The organism is Robbsia andropogonis (genome assembly GCF_034047095.1).
Classification (GTDB): domain Bacteria; phylum Pseudomonadota; class Gammaproteobacteria; order Burkholderiales; family Burkholderiaceae; genus Robbsia; species Robbsia andropogonis.
On the sequence record NZ_CP139170.1, the window covers coordinates 2,377,955 to 2,396,116 of the forward strand.

General features: G+C 59.9%; 14 protein-coding genes and 5 tRNA genes. 6 read left to right on the plus strand and 13 right to left on the minus strand.

What is annotated here, in order from left to right; translation table 11 throughout:
• Positions 1-9: 9 nt before the first annotated feature.
• Together priB and rpsF are read right to left on the minus strand one after the other, a co-directional pair.
• Positions 10-303 carry a primosomal replication protein N gene (gene priB / locus SJQ66_RS23865; RefSeq protein ID WP_024901252.1) on the minus strand — a complete coding sequence of 98 codons (294 nt, stop codon included), beginning with the start codon at positions 301-303 and terminating at the stop codon, positions 10-12.
• A gap of 41 nt (positions 304-344) precedes the next feature.
• Positions 345-734, minus strand: coding sequence for a 30S ribosomal protein S6 (gene rpsF / locus SJQ66_RS23870; protein ID WP_024901253.1), 390 nt, complete (start codon positions 732-734; stop codon positions 345-347).
• 460 nt (positions 735-1,194) lie between these two features.
• On the opposite strand from rpsF, the gene trxA reads away from it, so the two are divergent.
• The 5 genes from trxA to SJQ66_RS23895 all read left to right on the plus strand — a co-directional run bounded on the left by trxA (position 1,195) and on the right by SJQ66_RS23895 (position 7,147).
• The gene (gene trxA / locus SJQ66_RS23875; RefSeq protein ID WP_024901254.1) at positions 1,195-1,521 is read left to right on the plus strand and encodes a thioredoxin TrxA; all 327 of its coding nucleotides are present in this window, start codon (positions 1,195-1,197) and stop codon (positions 1,519-1,521) included.
• Between the two features lie 431 nt (positions 1,522-1,952).
• Complete coding sequence (gene rho / locus SJQ66_RS23880) at positions 1,953-3,242, plus strand: transcription termination factor Rho (RefSeq protein WP_024901255.1); 1,290 nt, start codon at positions 1,953-1,955, stop codon at positions 3,240-3,242.
• A gap of 227 nt (positions 3,243-3,469) precedes the next feature.
• Positions 3,470-3,742, plus strand: a complete 273-nt coding sequence (locus SJQ66_RS23885; protein WP_024901256.1) for a type B 50S ribosomal protein L31 — start codon at positions 3,470-3,472, stop codon at positions 3,740-3,742.
• A gap of 126 nt (positions 3,743-3,868) precedes the next feature.
• Positions 3,869-5,641, plus strand: coding sequence for an ArnT family glycosyltransferase (locus tag SJQ66_RS23890; protein WP_320535372.1), 1,773 nt, complete (start codon positions 3,869-3,871; stop codon positions 5,639-5,641).
• A 102-nt stretch (positions 5,642-5,743) separates the two neighbouring features.
• The gene (locus SJQ66_RS23895) at positions 5,744-7,147 is read left to right on the plus strand and encodes an MATE family efflux transporter (protein ID WP_051504075.1); all 1,404 of its coding nucleotides are present in this window, start codon (positions 5,744-5,746) and stop codon (positions 7,145-7,147) included.
• A gap of 126 nt (positions 7,148-7,273) precedes the next feature.
• Here the strand turns inward: SJQ66_RS23895 and SJQ66_RS23900 are convergent.
• The 6 genes from SJQ66_RS23900 to gltX all read right to left on the minus strand — a co-directional run bounded on the left by SJQ66_RS23900 (position 7,274) and on the right by gltX (position 9,760).
• Positions 7,274-7,350 (minus strand) — tRNA-Asp (locus tag SJQ66_RS23900).
• Between the two features lie 88 nt (positions 7,351-7,438).
• Positions 7,439-7,514: transfer RNA gene (locus tag SJQ66_RS23905), tRNA-Glu, on the minus strand.
• A gap of 270 nt (positions 7,515-7,784) precedes the next feature.
• A tRNA-Asp gene (locus tag SJQ66_RS23910) sits at positions 7,785-7,861 on the minus strand.
• A 90-nt stretch (positions 7,862-7,951) separates the two neighbouring features.
• Positions 7,952-8,027, minus strand: a tRNA-Glu gene (locus tag SJQ66_RS23915).
• Positions 8,028-8,040: 13 nt separating this feature from the next.
• Positions 8,041-8,116 (minus strand) — tRNA-Ala (locus SJQ66_RS23920).
• Between the two features lie 183 nt (positions 8,117-8,299).
• Positions 8,300-9,760, minus strand: a complete 1,461-nt coding sequence (gene gltX, locus SJQ66_RS23925; protein WP_024901259.1) for a glutamate--tRNA ligase — start codon at positions 9,758-9,760, stop codon at positions 8,300-8,302.
• Between gltX and SJQ66_RS23930 the strand changes: the two genes are divergently transcribed.
• Positions 9,759-10,937 carry a patatin-like phospholipase family protein gene (locus SJQ66_RS23930; protein ID WP_024901260.1) on the plus strand — a complete coding sequence of 393 codons (1,179 nt, stop codon included), beginning with the start codon at positions 9,759-9,761 and terminating at the stop codon, positions 10,935-10,937. The genes gltX and SJQ66_RS23930 overlap by 2 nt on opposite strands.
• 234 nt (positions 10,938-11,171) lie before the next feature.
• Here the strand turns inward: SJQ66_RS23930 and SJQ66_RS23935 are convergent, their stop codons facing one another.
• The 5 genes from SJQ66_RS23935 to SJQ66_RS23955 form a co-directional block, all read right to left on the minus strand.
• On the minus strand, positions 11,172-12,020 hold the full coding sequence (locus SJQ66_RS23935; RefSeq protein ID WP_390173976.1) for a C40 family peptidase: 849 nt from the start codon (positions 12,018-12,020) through the stop codon (positions 11,172-11,174).
• Between the two features lie 155 nt (positions 12,021-12,175).
• Positions 12,176-13,933, minus strand: a complete 1,758-nt coding sequence (locus tag SJQ66_RS23940) for an ABC transporter ATP-binding protein (protein ID WP_320534623.1) — start codon at positions 13,931-13,933, stop codon at positions 12,176-12,178.
• Positions 13,930-15,105 (minus strand): ABC transporter permease, encoded by a 1,176-nt coding sequence (locus tag SJQ66_RS23945; protein WP_320534624.1) that lies wholly within the window; start codon positions 15,103-15,105, stop codon positions 13,930-13,932. Before SJQ66_RS23945 ends, SJQ66_RS23940 begins: the two co-directional genes overlap by 4 nt.
• Entirely contained in the window at positions 15,105-16,175 is a 1,071-nt protein-coding gene (locus SJQ66_RS23950; RefSeq protein ID WP_024901264.1) for a microcin C ABC transporter permease YejB, read from the minus strand. The genes SJQ66_RS23945 and SJQ66_RS23950 overlap by 1 nt, the downstream gene beginning before the upstream one ends.
• A 40-nt stretch (positions 16,176-16,215) precedes the next feature.
• Positions 16,216-18,162, minus strand: a complete 1,947-nt coding sequence (locus tag SJQ66_RS23955) for an extracellular solute-binding protein (RefSeq protein ID WP_253465583.1) — start codon at positions 18,160-18,162, stop codon at positions 16,216-16,218.

Consider the following 18,162-nt stretch of genomic DNA (forward strand, 5'->3'; position numbering starts at 1 on the left):
AATATCTTGCTAAACGATGTCTTGCAAATCGGTGATATGAAAAATCAGCGTCCGGGACTGTTGTTTCAGCGGGGCGAGAAACCCGGCGAACCGCATGCTCCGATCGAGTGCCAGCCGCTGTAGCGCATCGGTCAGACCGCCGGCAACCCGTGCCGGCACGACCACTTCGACGCGTCGGCTAAAACCGGCTTCCTCAACCTCCGACACACAGTGCAGCTTCAGGTCCAGGACGGGCACCCCGGCCGGGGTATAGCGCAACGTGCCGCGCTCAAGCACCGTCCCATCCAGCTGCAGCCTGTTCATTGCCAGGTCCGCCCTACATTCGACTTCCCGGACAGCCGCACTCAGGCCGGAGCCTGAGCCGCGTCAGCAGGGCGTGCTGCCGCAGCCGACTTCCGCGCTTCTTCACGCTGCACTTCCTTCATCATCGGCGACGGGGCGGTCTCCGCCTTCTTCGTCTTGACGATCAGGTGACGCAGCACCGCATCGTTGAACTTGAATGCGTGTTCCAGCTCTTCCAGCGTTTCCTGGCTGCATTCGATGTTCATGCAGACATAGTGGGCCTTCGCCAGCTTCTCGATCAGGTATGCCAGTTGACGGCGACCCCAATCTTCCACGCGGTGAATGCTGCCGCCTTGGGCGGTAATCGTGGACTTGTACCGTTCGATCATCGCGGGCACCTGCTCACTCTGATCCGGGTGTACGATAAATACGATTTCGTAGTGACGCGACATACGCGCTCCTTCTGGGTTAACAGCCACCCGACAGAAGCGATGCATGGCGCGGACAGAGCACGGCCACAGGAAGTACACCCTCCCGCACCCTAGCCCTACGAAAACATGCTCGCCTCGACGGTGTGGCAAGGGAGAACTCGCGATTATAGCGCGAATCCATCCGTGCCGGCAAGCCTGCGGCGCGCCGGATGGGCCGACCAACCCTTATTGATGAGGCCCGAGCCCTCTTGTAATGTGCAAAGACGTCGTCATATCCTTGCCAAGCAAGGCAATCCTCGGCACGCCGACGCCGGACACACTCGCCGAATTAGTGTATCTTGACATCCTAGTTCGCTCGTACCAAGGCAGGCCTGCGGGGCGGGGACGTGGCTCTTCGAAGCCCTTCCGTGATCTGAACGGCCGCAACCGGGCAAGCCTTCGCCCCTGGGACGAGCGCGAACGCAACAAGGTTATTTCATCCATGAGCGAACACATCAAACATATCAGCGACGCCTCGTTCGAAGGCGACGTGATCAAAGCGGACAAGCCGGTTTTGCTGGATTTCTGGGCGGAATGGTGCGGACCGTGCAAGATGATTGCGCCGATCCTTGACGAGGTCGCGCAACAATATGGCGAAAAGGTCCAGGTTGCCAAGCTGAACGTGGACGAGAACCAATCGACCCCGGCGAAGTTCGGCGTACGCGGCATCCCAACGCTGATCCTGTTCAAGAACGGCTCGGTTGCGGCGCAAAAAGTAGGGGCGCTGTCGAAGTCCCAATTGACAGCTTTCCTAGACAGCCATCTATAAATAGCGCGCTCCCGCCGCGCTGGTCACTTCCGTTTGGCGGCGGCGCGCTCGTGTTGCATTTTCAACATCCGCTATTGCGCCTGCGCTGACATCTGTTACACTAGCGTGATGAATGCAAGCGCCCGTTGTACTCATGCGACGTTCATACCCGCATGACGTACGACAAAGCCCGCACAGGGAATGTGCCTGGATCAGCCAGCAACTGCCAGGCATCGCCCCGCGAATACGGCTTTAGCGCATGTTCTTTTCGCATTCTTGATCCTTCCGCAGCCCTCCATATCAGCGCATCGTAATGTGTGTCGGGCAGCGGTGGCACGACGGTGTTGTACGCCAGCGCCGGCAAAATTAAAACATCACGCTGTTTATTCTCCCGAGCGTCCGCTCACCTCTCACTTTATTCGTCGTCTTCCCTCCGTAGGCGGTCACCCTGTATGCATCTATCCGAGCTCAAATCCAAGCACGTCTCTGAATTGATCGAGATGGCCGGCGGCCTTGATATCGAAAACGCGAATCGCCTGCGCAAGCAGGAACTGATGTTCGCGATCCTTAAAAAGAAAGCGAAAACCGGGGAGACCATTTACGGCGACGGCACGCTGGAAGTGCTGCCGGACGGTTTCGGCTTTCTCCGTTCGCCTGAAACGTCTTATCTGGCCAGTACCGACGACATCTATATCAGTCCGTCGCAGATCCGCCGCTTCAACCTGCACACCGGCGACACGATCGAAGGCGAAGTGCGCGTGCCGAAGGATGGCGAACGCTACTTTGCATTGGTCAAGGTGGATAAGGTCAACATGATGCCGCCTGAGGCCTCGAAACATAAAATCATGTTCGAGAACCTCACGCCGCTACATCCGAACCGGCCGCTGAAACTCGAGTCCGAAATCACTGACCAAAACGCGCGCGGCGCGCTGTCGAGCCGCACCGAAAATGCGACATGTCGCGTCATTGACATGATCGCGCCGATCGGTCGGGGTCAGCGGGGTCTCCTCGTTGCATCGCCAAAGTCGGGCAAGACGGTCATGCTCCAGCACATCGCGCACTCGATCGCGACGAACTATCCGGACGTGCAACTGTTCGTCTTGCTGATCGACGAACGGCCGGAAGAAGTCACTGAAATGCAGCGCTCGGTCAAGGGCGAAGTGATCGCCTCGACGTTCGATGAACCGGCATCGCGGCACGTTCAAGTGGCTGAAATGGTCATCGAGAAAGCGAAACGTCTGGTGGAGATGAAGCGCGACGTGGTCATCCTGCTGGACTCGATCACCCGCCTCGCCCGCGCCTACAATACCGTCGTGCCGGCTTCCGGTAAGGTGTTGACCGGCGGTGTCGATGCAAACGCGCTGCAACGTCCGAAGCGCTTCTTCGGCGCGGCACGGAATATCGAGGAAGGCGGTTCACTGACCATCATCGGCACCGCGCTGATCGAAACCGGCAGCCGGATGGACGACGTGATCTTCGAAGAATTCAAGGGCACCGGCAATATGGAAGTGCACCTGGAACGTCGTCTGGCCGAAAAGCGCATCTATCCGGCGATCAATCTGAACCGCTCGGGTACGCGTCGCGAGGACTTGCTGATCGATTCGGACGTGCTGCACAAGAAGTTGTGGCCGCTGCGCAAGGTGATGTCGGAAATGGACGATGTGGCGGCGATGGAGATGATCCTCGGCAAGATCAAGGAAACGCGATCGAATGCCGAGTTCTTCGACATGATGCGTCGCTGACGCGTAGCGCCAGAAACAACGCTACGCGGCGTCGGCAATTTCTGGCATAATCTGCAGCTTCGCTTTTATACCCAGGCAAGTGGCTCGCGGCAAGGTCCGAGCTGGTCTCACGGCAGCAGTTCGCCCAGCGCGGCGTCCGCTTGCCGGTACGAACACCGGCACCCGCACGATATCGTGGCGGTTTGCGACCCCGGCGAGCTGGCTACCGCCAGACCTAGGAAGTCATCATGAAAAAAGACATTCACCCGAATTACCGTGAAGTGGCGGTGCAAGATCTGTCCTCGGACGGCTTTATCTTCATTACCCGCTCGACGGTATCGACGCGCGAAAAGATCACGATCGAAGGCAAGGAATACCCGTTGCTGAAGGTCGAAACGTCATCGGAAACGCACCCCTTCTACACGGGTACGCAAAAGATTCTGGATACGGGCGGCCGTATCGAGAAGTTCAAGGCGAAGTTCGCCAAGTTCAACCGCCCAGGCGCCGCGAAGGCCGAGTAAGCGGAATCCGTCAATGCCAATGTCCTACACATCGGCATTGTTCGCGACGAAAAAGGGGCAGCCGTGGCTGCCCTTTTTTGTCTGTCCCTCCTCGCCTCCACGTCTGCTGCCGTCTCCTGCCTTGCCATGACCACCGGTTTCAAATCCGTCGTTCGCCTGACAGCCTCCGCTACCCGGCCTTTGCCGCGGGCAGTGTTGCTTGCGATCTGCGTCGTCTATGCGGCATTCGGCCTGTTTGGCCGCGACCCGTGGAAAAACGAGGATGCCGCAGGCTTTGGGGTGATGTGGACGCTCGGCAAAGGCAACCTCCACGACTGGCTGTTTCCGAACCTCTTCGGCAAGCCGATGCCGGCGGACGGCCCCCTTGCCTACTGGCTTGGCGCCTCGGCCATCCGACTGCTGCCGATGATCGATCCCGGCAGCGCGGCGCGCGTGGTGACGGCGCTGCTCTTTTCGCTATGTTGCGGCATGGTCTGGTACGGCACCTATTTGATGGGGCGACGACCTGAAGTCCAGCCTTTCAAATATGTGTTCGGCGGTGAGCCCTTGCCCGCCGATTACGGTCGCACCATCGCCGATGGCGCGGTACTGATCCTGCTGGCCTGTTTCGGGCTTGCCGAACGGGGTCATGAAACCACGCCTCAATTGATGCAGTTCCTGTCGATCGCGATGATCCTGTACGGCCTGGTCCGCGCATCCGACAAACCGTTTCAGGGCGGCGCCTATTGGGGGGTCGGCTTGGGGCTCTTGACGCTGGCAGCCAATCCCTTGCTACCCGTCGTCCTTGGTATCTGCAGCGGTCTCGCTGCTTACCTGAGCCAGCATTTCCGCAGCCGGACGATGCTGCTGATCGGCGTGCCATTGGCAGGGTTGCTCGCTGTTTCATGGCCTGCACTGGCCTGGTATGTCGATGCGGCGGCGGCACGGGACTACCTGCGCGCCTGGGTGCATGGCAATTTCGATTTCTACAGCGGACCGCTGAACAGCGTCTTGTTCTATGCGGCGAAGAACCTGCCGCTGTTCACATGGCCAGCGTGGCCGTTGGCGGCCTGGGCTTGGTATAGCTGGCGCGGCTGGCGCCGTGCGCCGCATATCATCGCGCCGTTGTCGCTGATCTTGCCGCTGCTGGTGCTGGTCATCCTGCAAAGCCATCAGACGAATCGGATGTTCATTCTGTTGCTGCCCTGCCTTTCAATGATGGCGGCATTTTCGTTGCCGACGTTGAAGCGTGGCGCGATCAATGCCATCGACTGGTTTGCGGTGCTCAGTTTCACGATCCTGAGCGGTGCTGTCTGGCTGGTATGGATTGCAAGCCTGACGGGATTCCCGGCGCCTATGGCGCGTAATCTGGGCCGCCTGGTACCGGGCTTCCATCCATCGTTCAAATGGATCGCGCTACTGGGTGCGATCGTGATCACCGGCTGCTGGTTCGCGCTGGTGCGCTGGCGACTGGCAAGGCGGCCGGAAGTGTTGTGGCGCAGCGTCGTATTATCCAGCTTCGGCACGACGTTGATGTGGGTGCTATTGATGACGCTGTGGTTGCCTATCATCAATTACAGCCGGACCTATCGCGGCGTTGCGGCCCAGATTGCCGCGCACTTGCCGGTGGACTATCACTGTATTGCGCCGGTTCGACTCGGCGACGCGCAAATCGCATCGTTCGGGTATTTTCAGGATATGCGTTTTGGTTTTGGTCGCGATGACTGCGATGTACTGCTGCGGCAGGACACCGATGACTTTTCTGATCCGACCGACCTGAAACCATATCGTTGGCAAAAAGTCTGGGAAGGCCGCCGTGCCGCCGACCGTGACGAACGGTTCCGGCTGTATGTGCGTGTCGTCGACGCGGAGCACGCACGGCGCCACGCCGCGGCGCCTGCCTTCCGGAACACGCCCTAGCAGGCCCGCACGCTGGATCGCGGCCCCGCCGGGGCGGGCCCGACACCCTTTTGTTGTTTCGCGAGCGAGTCCGTGCCAGCCTTACCGCCATCTTCTGAATCACTGCTTCTCACGCCTTCATTCGCCCGCCGCCGCGCCGATATCCGCGGGATTGTACAGCTGGCATGGCCGGTGCTCGTCGGGCAACTGGCCGTCATCGCGTTTGGCGTCATCGATACTGCCATGGTCGGCCGATATTCGGCAGAAAGCCTTGCGTCGCTGGGGTTGGGCGCTTCGATCTATATCAGTATCTATGTTGCCTTGACCGGCATTCTTGTCGCCCTCTCGCCGATCGCTGGAAACCTGTACGGAGCCGGACGCGTTGCGGAGATCGGGGAGCAAACACGCCAAGCGCTGTGGTTGGCGTTGGCGCTCAGCATCATCGGCGCCGTATTGCTGGCCTTTCCAGCTCCCCTGCTCGACGTGGCGCACGCCAATGCCGAGCTGCGGGGCAACGCCACCCGCTATCTTCGCATTCTCGCTGTCGGATTACCTGGCGCGCTATTGTTTCGCATTTTCAACTCGCTCTCGACCGCAATCGGCAGGCCGCGCATTGTCATGACCTTGCAGGTTATCTCGCTGGCGGTCAAGATCCCGGCGAACTATGCCTTGATCTTCGGCTTAGTGGGCATTGCGCCTATGGGCGGCATCGGCTGCGCACTGGCCAGTACGGCCATCAACCTGATCGATGCGTGTGCCGCGCTATGGATCATGTCACGCGGCAATGCTTTCAAGCCACTCGGCATCATTGCACGCTTTTCCTGGCCCCAATGGCGGCACCAACGGGCGTTGCTGAAACTCGGCGTGCCGATGGGCGTGTCCTATCTGATCGAAGTCACGTCCTATACCTTCATGGCGTTGTTTATCGCACGCTTCGGTACCGCCACATTGGCGGCGCATCAGATCGCCGGCAACCTGGGCGCCGTCCTGTATATGACACCGATGTCGATCGGTATCGGCACCGCCACGTTGGTGGCGCAGCGGATTGGCGCAAATGCGCTCTCGGACGCCCGACGGATATCGAGCAGCGGCATTCTGTTCGCCAGCGTCGTCGGACTCGGATACGCCGGTATCGTACTACTGCTGCGCAGTCCGATTGCTTCCGCTTATACGTCGGATACGCGCGTTGCAGCCACCGCCGCCAGCCTGCTGGTGATCGTTGCGGCGTATCACGTCTTCGACGCGCTTCAGGTGAGCACCGCTTTCGTGCTGCGTAGCTATCAGGTGACGGTGATTCCGACGGCCATCTACGCGATAGCGTTATGGGGCGTGGGGCTGGGTGGCGGCTATTGGATGGGCTTTGATATTGCTGGCTACCTGCCCGAGGCGTGGACCGGGGCGAAGGGTTTCTGGATTGCAAACACGCTGAGTCTGGGCGTGGCGGCGATCGGCTTGGGAATCTATCGTCGCTATGTGGTCCGACGGTTCAACGGCAATGCCACATCGGGCACTCCACCCTCGGACTGACGCGGCGGTCTGGACAAGCCTTATGTGATGCGCAGGACGGGCGTCCATAAACGACGCATGTCGACCGTTCAAAACGAAAACCCCTGCGTGTCTTTTGACAGGCAGGGGTTTCGATACAACACATGCTGGCGGAGTGGACGGGACTCGAACCCGCGACCCCCGGCGTGACAGGCCGGTATTCTAACCAACTGAACTACCACTCCAAACTTCACATCATCGTAGTGCAAGCGCACACTATCGCGCTCTGGCTACTGGAATATACACGGCGCTCCCGCGATCTTCCCGACGTTCTGGCGTCCCCTAGGGGATTCGAACCCCTGTACTCACCGTGAAAGGGTGATGTCCTAGGCCTCTAGACGAAGGGGACGAAACCTTCGCTTATTACACATTCGCATTGCACGCGATCATCACGGCAACCGCTTACCGCCGCTCTGACGTCCGTGATATTTTTCAACTTCACTTACCGCGAAAGACCCATATTATAGGTAAGGTCTTTTACTTCGTCAAGCTATTTCTCAGCATCTATGCATCAAATAGCTTGGATATGCGGGATTTCTGCATATCCTTTCCCTTTTGCGCATCATACTTAAGGGAAAGAAAAAGCCCGTACAAGTTTTGCTTGAACGGGCTTTCTGATTGGCGGAGTGGACGGGACTCGAACCCGCGACCCCCGGCGTGACAGGCCGGTATTCTAACCAACTGAACTACCACTCCAAACTTCACATCATCGTAGTGCAAGCGCACACTACCGCGCTCTGGCACTACTGGAATATACACGGTGCTCCCGCGCTCTTCCCGACGTTCTGGCGTCCCCTAGGGGATTCGAACCCCTGTACTCACCGTGAAAGGGTGATGTCCTAGGCCTCTAGACGAAGGGGACGAAACCTTCGTTCTGGTGGAGGTAAGCGGGATCGAACCGCTGACCTCTTGCATGCCATGCAAGCGCTCTCCCAGCTGAGCTATACCCCCGACAGAGAAACAAGATTATATGTAGGTTTAGCCACTTCGTCAATCAATCTCGCGAACAATTTCTGCTCTCGACATCGACCGATACATCGCGCACCGCGGCATCGTTTGGGATATCCGATGCCGCCCTACGTACAGGCTTGCCGCCCTTAGTACTGCGATTTACCGCTTCGCTCCAGTGCCACTTCACGCAACGCCGTGAGCGAGGCGTGATAATACACGGTCCTTTCCGAAAAGTTCAAGCACGGCGTCGATCGATGGCGTGTGTGTCGTTCCTGCAACCAGCAACCGGACAGGCATTGCCAAGGCCGGCATCTTCAGGCTATGCGCGGACAACACCTGCTTCAACGCGGCGCCGATCGCAGCGCGCTCCCATTCGACTGTCGCCAGCGCATCACGCAATGCGGCCACCGCTGGTTTCACGGCATCGGTGAGATGCTGCGCCAACGCGTCCGGTGCCGGCTCCGGTTCGCGATAGAACATCAATGCACTGTCCGCGAGGTCCTTCAACGTAACGGCGCGGTCCTTCATCAACGCCACCACACCGACCCAGTCTGGCGCACCGGCAGCGTTCACGTCCACGCCCAGTGCCGTCATGAAAGGCGTCGTCAGCGAAGCCAGCCGCGCCGCGTCGCCGGTCTTGATGTAATGGCCGTTCAACCATTTCAGCTTTTCCGGATCGTACTGGGCCGGCGATTTGCCCAAGTGATCGAGGTCGAACCACGAAACGAATTGCTCGCGGGAAAAGATCTCGGCGTCGCCATGCGCCCAACCCAGTCGCGCGAGGTAGTTGACGATGGCTTCGGGCAGATAGCCTTCGTCGCGATACTGCGTGACGGCCATCGCGCCGGCACGCTTCGACATCTTCTCGCCCTCCTCGTTCAGCACCGTTGGCAAGTGCGCATAGACCGGTGGCGTGTAGCCCAGCGCCTGCAGGATATTGATCTGGCGAGGCGTATTGTTGACGTGATCATCACCGCGGATCACGTGCGTGATTCCCATGTCGGCGTCGTCGACGACGACACAGAAATTATAGGTCGGCGTGCCATCCGGCCGTGCAATCACGAGGTCATCCAACTCCTCGTTGGCAATCTCGATGCGCCCCTTCACGGCGTCATCCCACGCCACCACGCCATCCAGCGGATTACGGAAGCGCACGACCGGCTTGACCCCTTCCGGTGGCGGAGGTAGCACCTTCCCCGGTTCCGGGCGCCAGCGGCCGTCATACCGCGGCTTCAACCCGGCGGCGCGCTGCTGCTCGCGGAGCGCATCCAGTTCATCACTGGACATATAGCAGGGGTAGGCCAAGCCCTGCTCAAGCATCGACGCGACCACTTCACGATAGCGGTTCATTCGCTGCATCTGATAGAACGGACCCTCATCGATATCGAGATCAAGCCAGGCCATGCCTTCCAGGATCACCTCGACCGACGCGTCGCTGGAGCGTTCGACGTCGGTGTCCTCGATGCGCAGGATGAAGACGCCGCCCTTACTGCGGGCAAAGGCCCAGGGATACAACGCAGAGCGGATATTGCCCAGGTGAATGAAACCGGTCGGGCTCGGTGCGAAACGGGTCCGGACCACTGCCGGGCTGGCCGCAACCGAGGGGAAGGAGGCCGACGGAGTCGACGCGGAAGATTCAGTCATGAACGGTCTGGAACGGCTTGAGGAAAACAAAATTATACCGCGCAAGGACAGCCGGCCCGGCCAGTTGTTACTGATCGTTAGACCGGGATCGTCGGCATGGGAGGGGCGCTACAATAGGCGGCGTACATTTCTCGTGCGCGCCCTCGCAATGCGGCATCTGATCTCGCAAGACATGCACGACAAAGACAAACTTCCCGCGACAAACCTCGAGAATGCCCATCACCCATGCGCCCATCCCGGCAGGCGCAAGGCACTGCGGACCGGCGCCGCCGTGCTCTCCGTCGGATTGTCCGGCGCCCTCGCCGCTTGCGGCACAATGGGCATCGGCGGTGGTCGTGGCAATCAGACCAGCACCACGCCTCCACCGCCCCCCGCCACTCCCAGCAATCGTCCGTTGCGAATCGGACTGGCGTTGGGCGGCGGTGCAGCACGGGGCTTTGCCCACATCGGGGTGATCAAGGCCCTCGAGGCACAGGGGATCAAGGCCGACCTGATCGCGGGCACCAGCGCCGGGTCCGTTGTCGGCAGCCTTTATGCGACTGGCATGACCGGACTGCAACTGAACCGTCTGGCCCTGGACCTCGACGCCGCATCCCTCAGCGATTGGGCCTTGCCATTCTTTGGCCGCGGCTTCCTGAAGGGCGTCGCGTTGCAGCAGTTCGTCGAGAAAGCCGTCGGTGGCCGACCGATCGAGAAGATGAATCGTCCATTGGGCATCGTCGCGACCGATCTCGGCAGCGGCGAACCCATTCTGTTCCAACGCGGCAATACCGGCATTGCGGTGCGGGCGTCATGCAGCGTGCCGTCCGTGTTCGAGCCGGTACGCATCGGCGGTCGAGACTATGTCGACGGTGGGCTCGTCAGCCCGGTTCCCGCGGCCTTCGCCCATAAAATGGGGGCGGATTTCGTGATTGCCGTGGACATCTCCGCGCGCCCATCCGATCAAGCGACGTCCAGTTCATTCGATGTGTTGATGCAGACCTTCACGATCATGGGGCAATCCATCAAGGCCTATGAGTTGGACAAATACGCCGATGTCGTGATTCACCCCGTTCTGCCAGCCATGGGCGGCAGCGACTTCCAGCAGCGCAATCTGGCGATCCTGTCCGGAGAGGAGGCCGTCGCACGCATGTTGCCCCAGTTGAAGGCGAAGTTGGCGGCGGCGCGGAACGTGTGAGTCACGACAGGCATGTCGATCATGCAACCGGGCCGTGACCAGCGAAATGGCCCGCGCTGATCGGCCACGGCAGGACCGGATGCTGGCCAACATGCAAAACGCCGCCGTCCCTTTCGGGAACGGCGGCGTTTCTCGCACGGCACGGCAGCGTAATTCTACTGGCAAATGCCCACCCGGATCCGATCGAGCAAAGCAGCACACCAGGACTTCAGTCGCCCGTCTGCAGGTAATGGATCAATACGCGACGCGGCTCGCCTGCTGCAAGCGGGTAGCGATATCGGTATTGCCCTCGCCATCACCCGGCAGGTCGACCCGACGTGCACCACGATACCGCGTGAACCAATACTTATCTTCCATATTGTCGACGCGAATAGAACTACCCGTCGACGGCGAATGCACGAACTGATTGTTACCGATATAGATGCCCACGTGCGAGATCGTCCGGCGCATCGTGTTGAAGAACACAAGGTCGCCCGGCTTCAAATCGCTCACTGCCACTTTCTCGCCCACGCGGCTCATTTCCTCGGCGCGGCGCGGCAACGTAAAGCCCATCGCATCCTGGAACACATAGCGCACGAAACCACTGCAGTCCAGGCCCGAATCGGGTGAATCCCCACCCCAGCGATAATGCACGCCAATCAGGTTCAACGCTCCGTCCACCACATCGCCCGCCTTGCTCGCCACGCCCGCGAGGAAGGAAGTCTTTGGTGCATCCTTTGCAGCCGAGGCCAGATCAGCGCTCGAAGGACCGCGAATCGCGCCCTGTGTGACACCTGCCGCGGCTTTCGGGGCCACCGTGCTCAGGTCCGACGGCGGCAACGATGCCTGCTGCAGCGCCGGCGCGGCCACCGTGTTCTGCGTTACCGGTGACTGCACCGTCATCCGGACACCCGAACGATCCACGCTCGTGTAACCGGTCGTGGCAGGCACCGATACGTTCGACTGGGTCAGCGTCGATTGCGTCAAATTCGGGAACGTCGTGGCGTCATCCGCCAAAGCAACGTGGGAAGCGGCGACCGACACGCCAGCCGCGAGGCCTACGGTCAATCTTAGAAGTGGGTGATTCGCGGTGCGTAGCTGCATCGGACGGTAATTTTTGCCTGGGCGGTGGGCTGACAGAAGCGCTTTGACCGATACTAACAGATCAAATCCCGACGTCAAACCGTTTGGCAGAAATTGCAAGGAAAAATCACCACCGGGTAAATTTTCACAAGTAAAAACGCCGCAAAAATAATATGTTACGAACGTGTGTCAGATTCGAAAAGTGCCTCTTTTCGTGTCACTTCGGGGCTTCGCACCCCCAGTAAAAGTTGCCGGGCATAGGGATGGGAGGGCGTGCGAAGCAGCGCTTCCGCGTCTCCGACCTCAACGATTTCACCCTGCCGCATGACCGCGATACGATGTGACATCGCGGCAATCACGTCCAGGTCGTGACTGATGAACAGGTAAGCAATACGGTGTCGTCGCTGCAACGCTGCAAGGAGATCGAGGACCTGACGTTGCACGGATACATCAAGTGCACTGGTCGGTTCGTCCAACACCAGCAACCGTGGCGCCAATACCAGCGCCCGCGCAATCGCGATGCGTTGACGCTGGCCACCCGAGAAGGCATGCGGATAGCGATGGAGCGCCGAGGCATCCATACCCACCTCTCGCAACGCCTCCATGGCACGTGCCCGGCGCTTCGCCGCATCCCACTGCGGCAGGTGCAGCGCCAATCCCTCTTCAATGATCTGCGCCACCGTTTGACGCGGGGACAACGCGCTGTACGGATCCTGGAACACGACTTGAAACTGCGCTCGCACGGCCCGCGCCGCCGCGCCCCGCGGCGATTGCGGTCCGGAGAACGGCGCGCCATCGAACCAGACCCGACCGCTCGACAGCCGTTGCAGACCGAGCAAGGCCATCGCCAGGGTCGATTTCCCCGATCCCGATTCCCCGACGATCCCTAGCGTTTCCCCTTCACGCACCGTCAATGACACATCACGTACCACCCGATGCGCCAACGCGCGCCGGCCGCCAAGCCAGACCGGCAAGCGCCGGGATTCCAGGAAGGCGACAGACAGTGCATCACCGCGCAGAATCGTGGCCGCCTCCTCCGGTATGGACTGCACCAGACGGCGTGGCGCGCTGTCGAGCAAGCGACGGGTATAGGCATGCGAGGGCGCGTTGAAGACCCGGTCGACGGGGCCCTGCTCGACAATATGACCTTGCGACATCACGGCCACGCGCTGTGCAAAGCGGCGTACCAGCGGCAGGTCGTGCGTGATCAGCAACACCGCCATGGGCCGTCGTGATGCCGGCAAGCCCGAGGGCGGCAAGCCGTCTTCCACGGCTGCTCCGGCGGCCTCGCGTTGCAGATCCAACAGCAGGTCGATGATCTGCGTGCGCAGTGTCATGTCGAGCGCAGTGGTCGGTTCGTCCGCGATGAGCAGCCGTGGGCGGCACGCGAGCGCCATCGCGATCACGGCGCGCTGCCGCTCACCACCGGATAATTGATGCGGATAATGCCCTGCTTTTCGCGTTGGATCGGCGATGCCGCAACGCGCCAGCAAAGCCACCGTCCGACGCATGGCTTCCGGACCATCGCAGTGCTCGTGAAGACGTAGCGTCTCGCCGATCTGATCGCCTACCGTAAAGAGCGCATTAAGGGCCGTCATGGGCTCCTGGAACACCATGGCGACGTCGGCGCCCCGCACACCGCGCATCGCCCGCTCGCTCAGTCCAGCTAAATCACGACCGGCAAAATCGATTTCGCCGTCGATGCGGGCATCCCGCAACAAACGCAGAATCGCCAGGGCCGTGACGCTTTTGCCCGAGCCTGACTCACCGACCAACGCAAACCGCTCGCCCTCCATGATATCGAACGAGATGCCATCGACGGCGGCGGTCGCACCGTCACCGAAGGCCACCCGGAGATCGCGGACCGACAACAACGGGTCCGGCCGTGGGGCCAAGCTCGACATATTGGCGCGGGCATCCGGCGGCATGCTCATACCTGGCCTCCCGCACGCATGACGTCGGCGCGGCGCGTATCCAACGCGCGACGCAAACCATCCCCAATAAAGGTCAACAGTAGCAATGTCAGCGCCAGGACGCCGAATGTCGACGCCGAAATCCACCATGCATCGAGATTCGCTTTACTCTGGGCCAGCAACTCGCCCAGGCTCGGTACCGTCGACGGCACGCCAAGACCAAGGAAATCGAGACTGGTCAATGACAGGATTGCGCCGCTGATCTGAAAGGGCAGCAACGTGATGACGGGCGTCAAGCTGTTCGGCAGCAGATGGCGCCAGACGATCTGGAAATGCGACAAGCCCATGGCGCGCGCCGCGCGGACATAGTCCTGCGCGCGATTACGTAAAAATTCGGCACGGACATAGTCCGACATTCCCATCCAGCCGAATGCGGATAACAACACGATCAGCAGCCCTAGCGACGGCGCGAAGATCGAGGCAAAAATAATCAGCAGGTACAGCTCAGGCATCGATCCCCATATCTCGATCAAGCGCTGACCGATTAAATCGGTGCGACCGCCGAAATAGCCCTGAATGGCACCAGCGGCAATACCCAGTATCGCGCCGATCACCGTTAACACGAGGCCAAAAATGACAGACACACGGAAGCCGAACAACAGCCGGGCGAACACATCGCGCCCCCGATCATCGGTCCCCAGCCAGTTGTCGCGCGACGGTGGCGCGGGATCGGGCTGCTTCGAGAAGTAGTTCAGCGTATTGGCCGTGTAATGATTCGGCGCGAAGACGACCAGGTTGCCTTGGGCTTGAAGCTTGTCGCGAATATAGGGGTCGAGGTAATCGGCAGGCGTTGGAAAATCACCGCCGAACGTGGTCTCGGCATAGGTTTGGAACATCGGGAAATACCAGTGTCCCTGGTAACGCACCACCAAGGGACGATCGTTCGACAACAGGTTGCCGCACAGGCTGATCGCGAACAACGTCACGAAGAGCATCAGGCTCCAATAGCCAAGCCGTTGCCGCTTGAAACGTTGCCATAGTCCGTGCCGCCCTGGCGCGGCCACGTCATTGACGCCCGGCCCCGCCGGTTTGCCGCCATCGCCGGTAGGGCCGTCGGTCGTGGGGTCACCTGGCTTGGTGACATCCTTCTCCGGGCCTCGTCCCGTCACGTTGTTCTCTGCCGTTACGGTCATCAGCGCCCCACCGTGTCAAAACGGATTCGCGGGTCTACCCACATATAACAAAGGTCGGAAATCAGTTTTGTCGCCAGGCCAATCAAGGTAAACAGATACAGCGTGCCGAGCACCACTGGATAATCGCGTTGTATCACCGCGTTGTATGACAGCAATCCAAGACCATCGAGGGAGAACAAGGTCTCGATCAACAAACTGCCGGTGAAGAAGGCACCGATGAAGGCGGCGGGAAAGCCTGTGACCAATGGCAGCATCGCGTTGCGGAAAACGTGCTTGAACAACACGCGACGCCGCGGCAATCCTTTCGCCCGCGCGGTCAGCACGTATTGCTTGCCCAGCTCCTCGACAAACGCATTCTTGGTCAGAATGGTCAACACCGCGAAACTGCCTGCCACCGATGCAATGATCGGCATCGCGATATGCCAAGCGTAATCGACGATCTTGCCGCCCAGGCTAAGCTGGGCCCAATCGTCGGAGTACAAGCCGCGCAAGGGGAACCATTGCAAGAACGTCCCGCCCCCGAACAGCACGAGTAACAGCACGCCCAGGACGAAACCCGGGATCGCATAACCGATCAGGACGATCAAGCTGGTGACCGTGTCGAAACGCGATCCGTCCCGTACCGCTTTTGCTATGCCGAGTGGAATCGAGATCAAATAACTGATCAGAAAAGTCCAGAAGCCAATGCTGATCGACACCGGCAAGCGCGACACGATCAATGATGCGACGCTTTGATGATAGTAGTAGCTCTGACCGAGATCGAAACGCGCGAAACGTCCGAGCATGGTGACGTAACGTGCCACCGGCGGCTTGTCGAAGCCATACAAGGCCTTTAACTCCGCGACCTGCTGCGGATTGATGCCGCGATTGGCGTTGTACCCGCTCACACCACCCGCCGTCGCCGCCGCGCCACCGGAGGCTTCACCATGCCCGATGCCGTGCAGCCGGAACATCATTTGCTCGACCGGACCACCCGGGACGAACTGGATCACGACGAACGTGATCGTAACGACACCCAGCAGCGTGGGAATCATCAGCAACAGCCGTCTAAAAATATAGTTCCAGACCATCAACATCCACCTCTAAAGCGCGTGACCGACCAGCCCGGCTTCATCGATGCCACCAGGTGGCGACAATCCAGTCCTCCGCAGCATAATACAGCGGCAACGTGGAGGGAAACGCGAGCGTGGTCCGATAGGCGACACGATGTCCATCGGCATACCACTGCGGGATCACGTAATAGCCATGCATCAATACGCGATCTAGCGCACGCGTCGCATCGATTAGATCGGGTCGTGAACGCGCGGCCAATACATCTTGAATCAACGCATCCACCACAGGCGAGTGGATGCCGGCCATATTACTCGAACCGTCGACCGATGCGGCGGCACTGCCGAACTCGTCACGCAATTCGCTTCCAGGGCTCTGTCCGGCCGGCATGGCGAGCGTGGTCACATCGAAATCGAAACGCTGCAACCGTTCCTGATACAGCGCAAAATCCGTTGAACGGAAATGCGCGGTGATGCCGAGTTTTTCAAGATTACGCGTATAAGATGCCACCACCGCCCCAAAGGCGCTTCCGGAGTCATCGAGGATTTCAAACTCGAACGGCTGCCCCGACTTGTTGCGCAGGGCCCCGTCGCTGTAGGTCCACCCTGCCTCCGCCAGCAATTGGCGCGCTTCCAGCAGGTTCTGTCGCAATGAATGTGGCGGTGACGTATCCGGCTGCAGCACCATGGGGCCGAGAACGGCCGGGTCGAAATCATTTGGATAGCGCCGCGCCAAAGGCTCCAACAACGCGCGTTCCGCCGCGTCGGGCATGCCATGCGCGGCCAATTCACTGTTTGTGAAGAAACTGTCGCTGCGCTTGTACTGGTTGTAGAACAGCTGCCGGTTCAGGTATTGAAAATCCAAGGCCAGATCCAGCGCCTTGCGCACTCGCTGATCTTTAAAGAGCGTGCGTCGCGTATTCAAAAAAAAGCCTTGCAGACCCGCGTTATTACCATGGGTGAAGATCGTCTTCTTGATCTCGCCATCGCGGAAGCGTTGACCGACATAGTCCCGCACCCAGTTTCGCGCCCGGTATTCGACACTGACATCGTACTCACCGGCCTTGAATGCCTCCAGCCTCGCCGTGCTATCGCCATACAGCTTGTAGACAATGCGATCGAAGTTATACATGCCGCGCCGTTCCGGCAGGTTGGCGGCCCAGTAGCGCGGATTGCGCTTCAATACGATCAGCGTACCGCCGCTGTAGCGGTCGATCACGTAGGGGCCGCTGCCAATCGGTTGCTGAAAAGCCAATTGATCGAAGGGAATCCGCCCGCCCCCCGGACGCTCACCCCACTTGGGCGAAAATACCGGAAGGGAGCCAATCAGCAGCGGCAATTCCGGATTGGTTTCCGAAAACGTGAATTCGATCGTTTGCGGATCAATGACCGTGGCATGGGTAACGGCCTGCCAGATGGTCCGGTAATTCGGCGCCGCCGCCTTGCTCATCAAGGTATCGAACGAATACTTGACGTCGGTGGCGCGCACCGGATCACCGTTTGAGAATCGCGCGGCCGGGTTCAGATGGAAACGCACCGAACGACGATCCGGCGCAATCTCGATGTCATCCGCCAGCAGACCGTACGCACTGGATGCCTCATCGCTCGCGCCCACGGTCAAGGTATCGAACAACAAGCCGATGCCCGGCGCGATATTACCTCGCAGCGTGAACGGATTAAAGGTATCGAAATGCGTGATCCGGGAGGAATTCGACAACGTCAGCGTGCCGCCTTTGGGCGCATCCGCGTTCACATAGGCGAAATGCGTGAAGCCGGGCGCGTACCGCGGCTCACCGTATTGCGCGATGGCCGGGGCTGCATGGCTCGTGGCCGCTATTGCCCATGTCGCGAATGCGACGACGACTGGAAAGCCCCGCGTCCATCGGCGCAATCCCCACGAAAACCGCCGACATCCTTGGGACACAATTGACAGCCAGGTCTCCAGGAAGGTTCCACTGCTCCACGCCATATTGCCGTATCCCACCTTAAAAAATATTTGCGCCGGCAT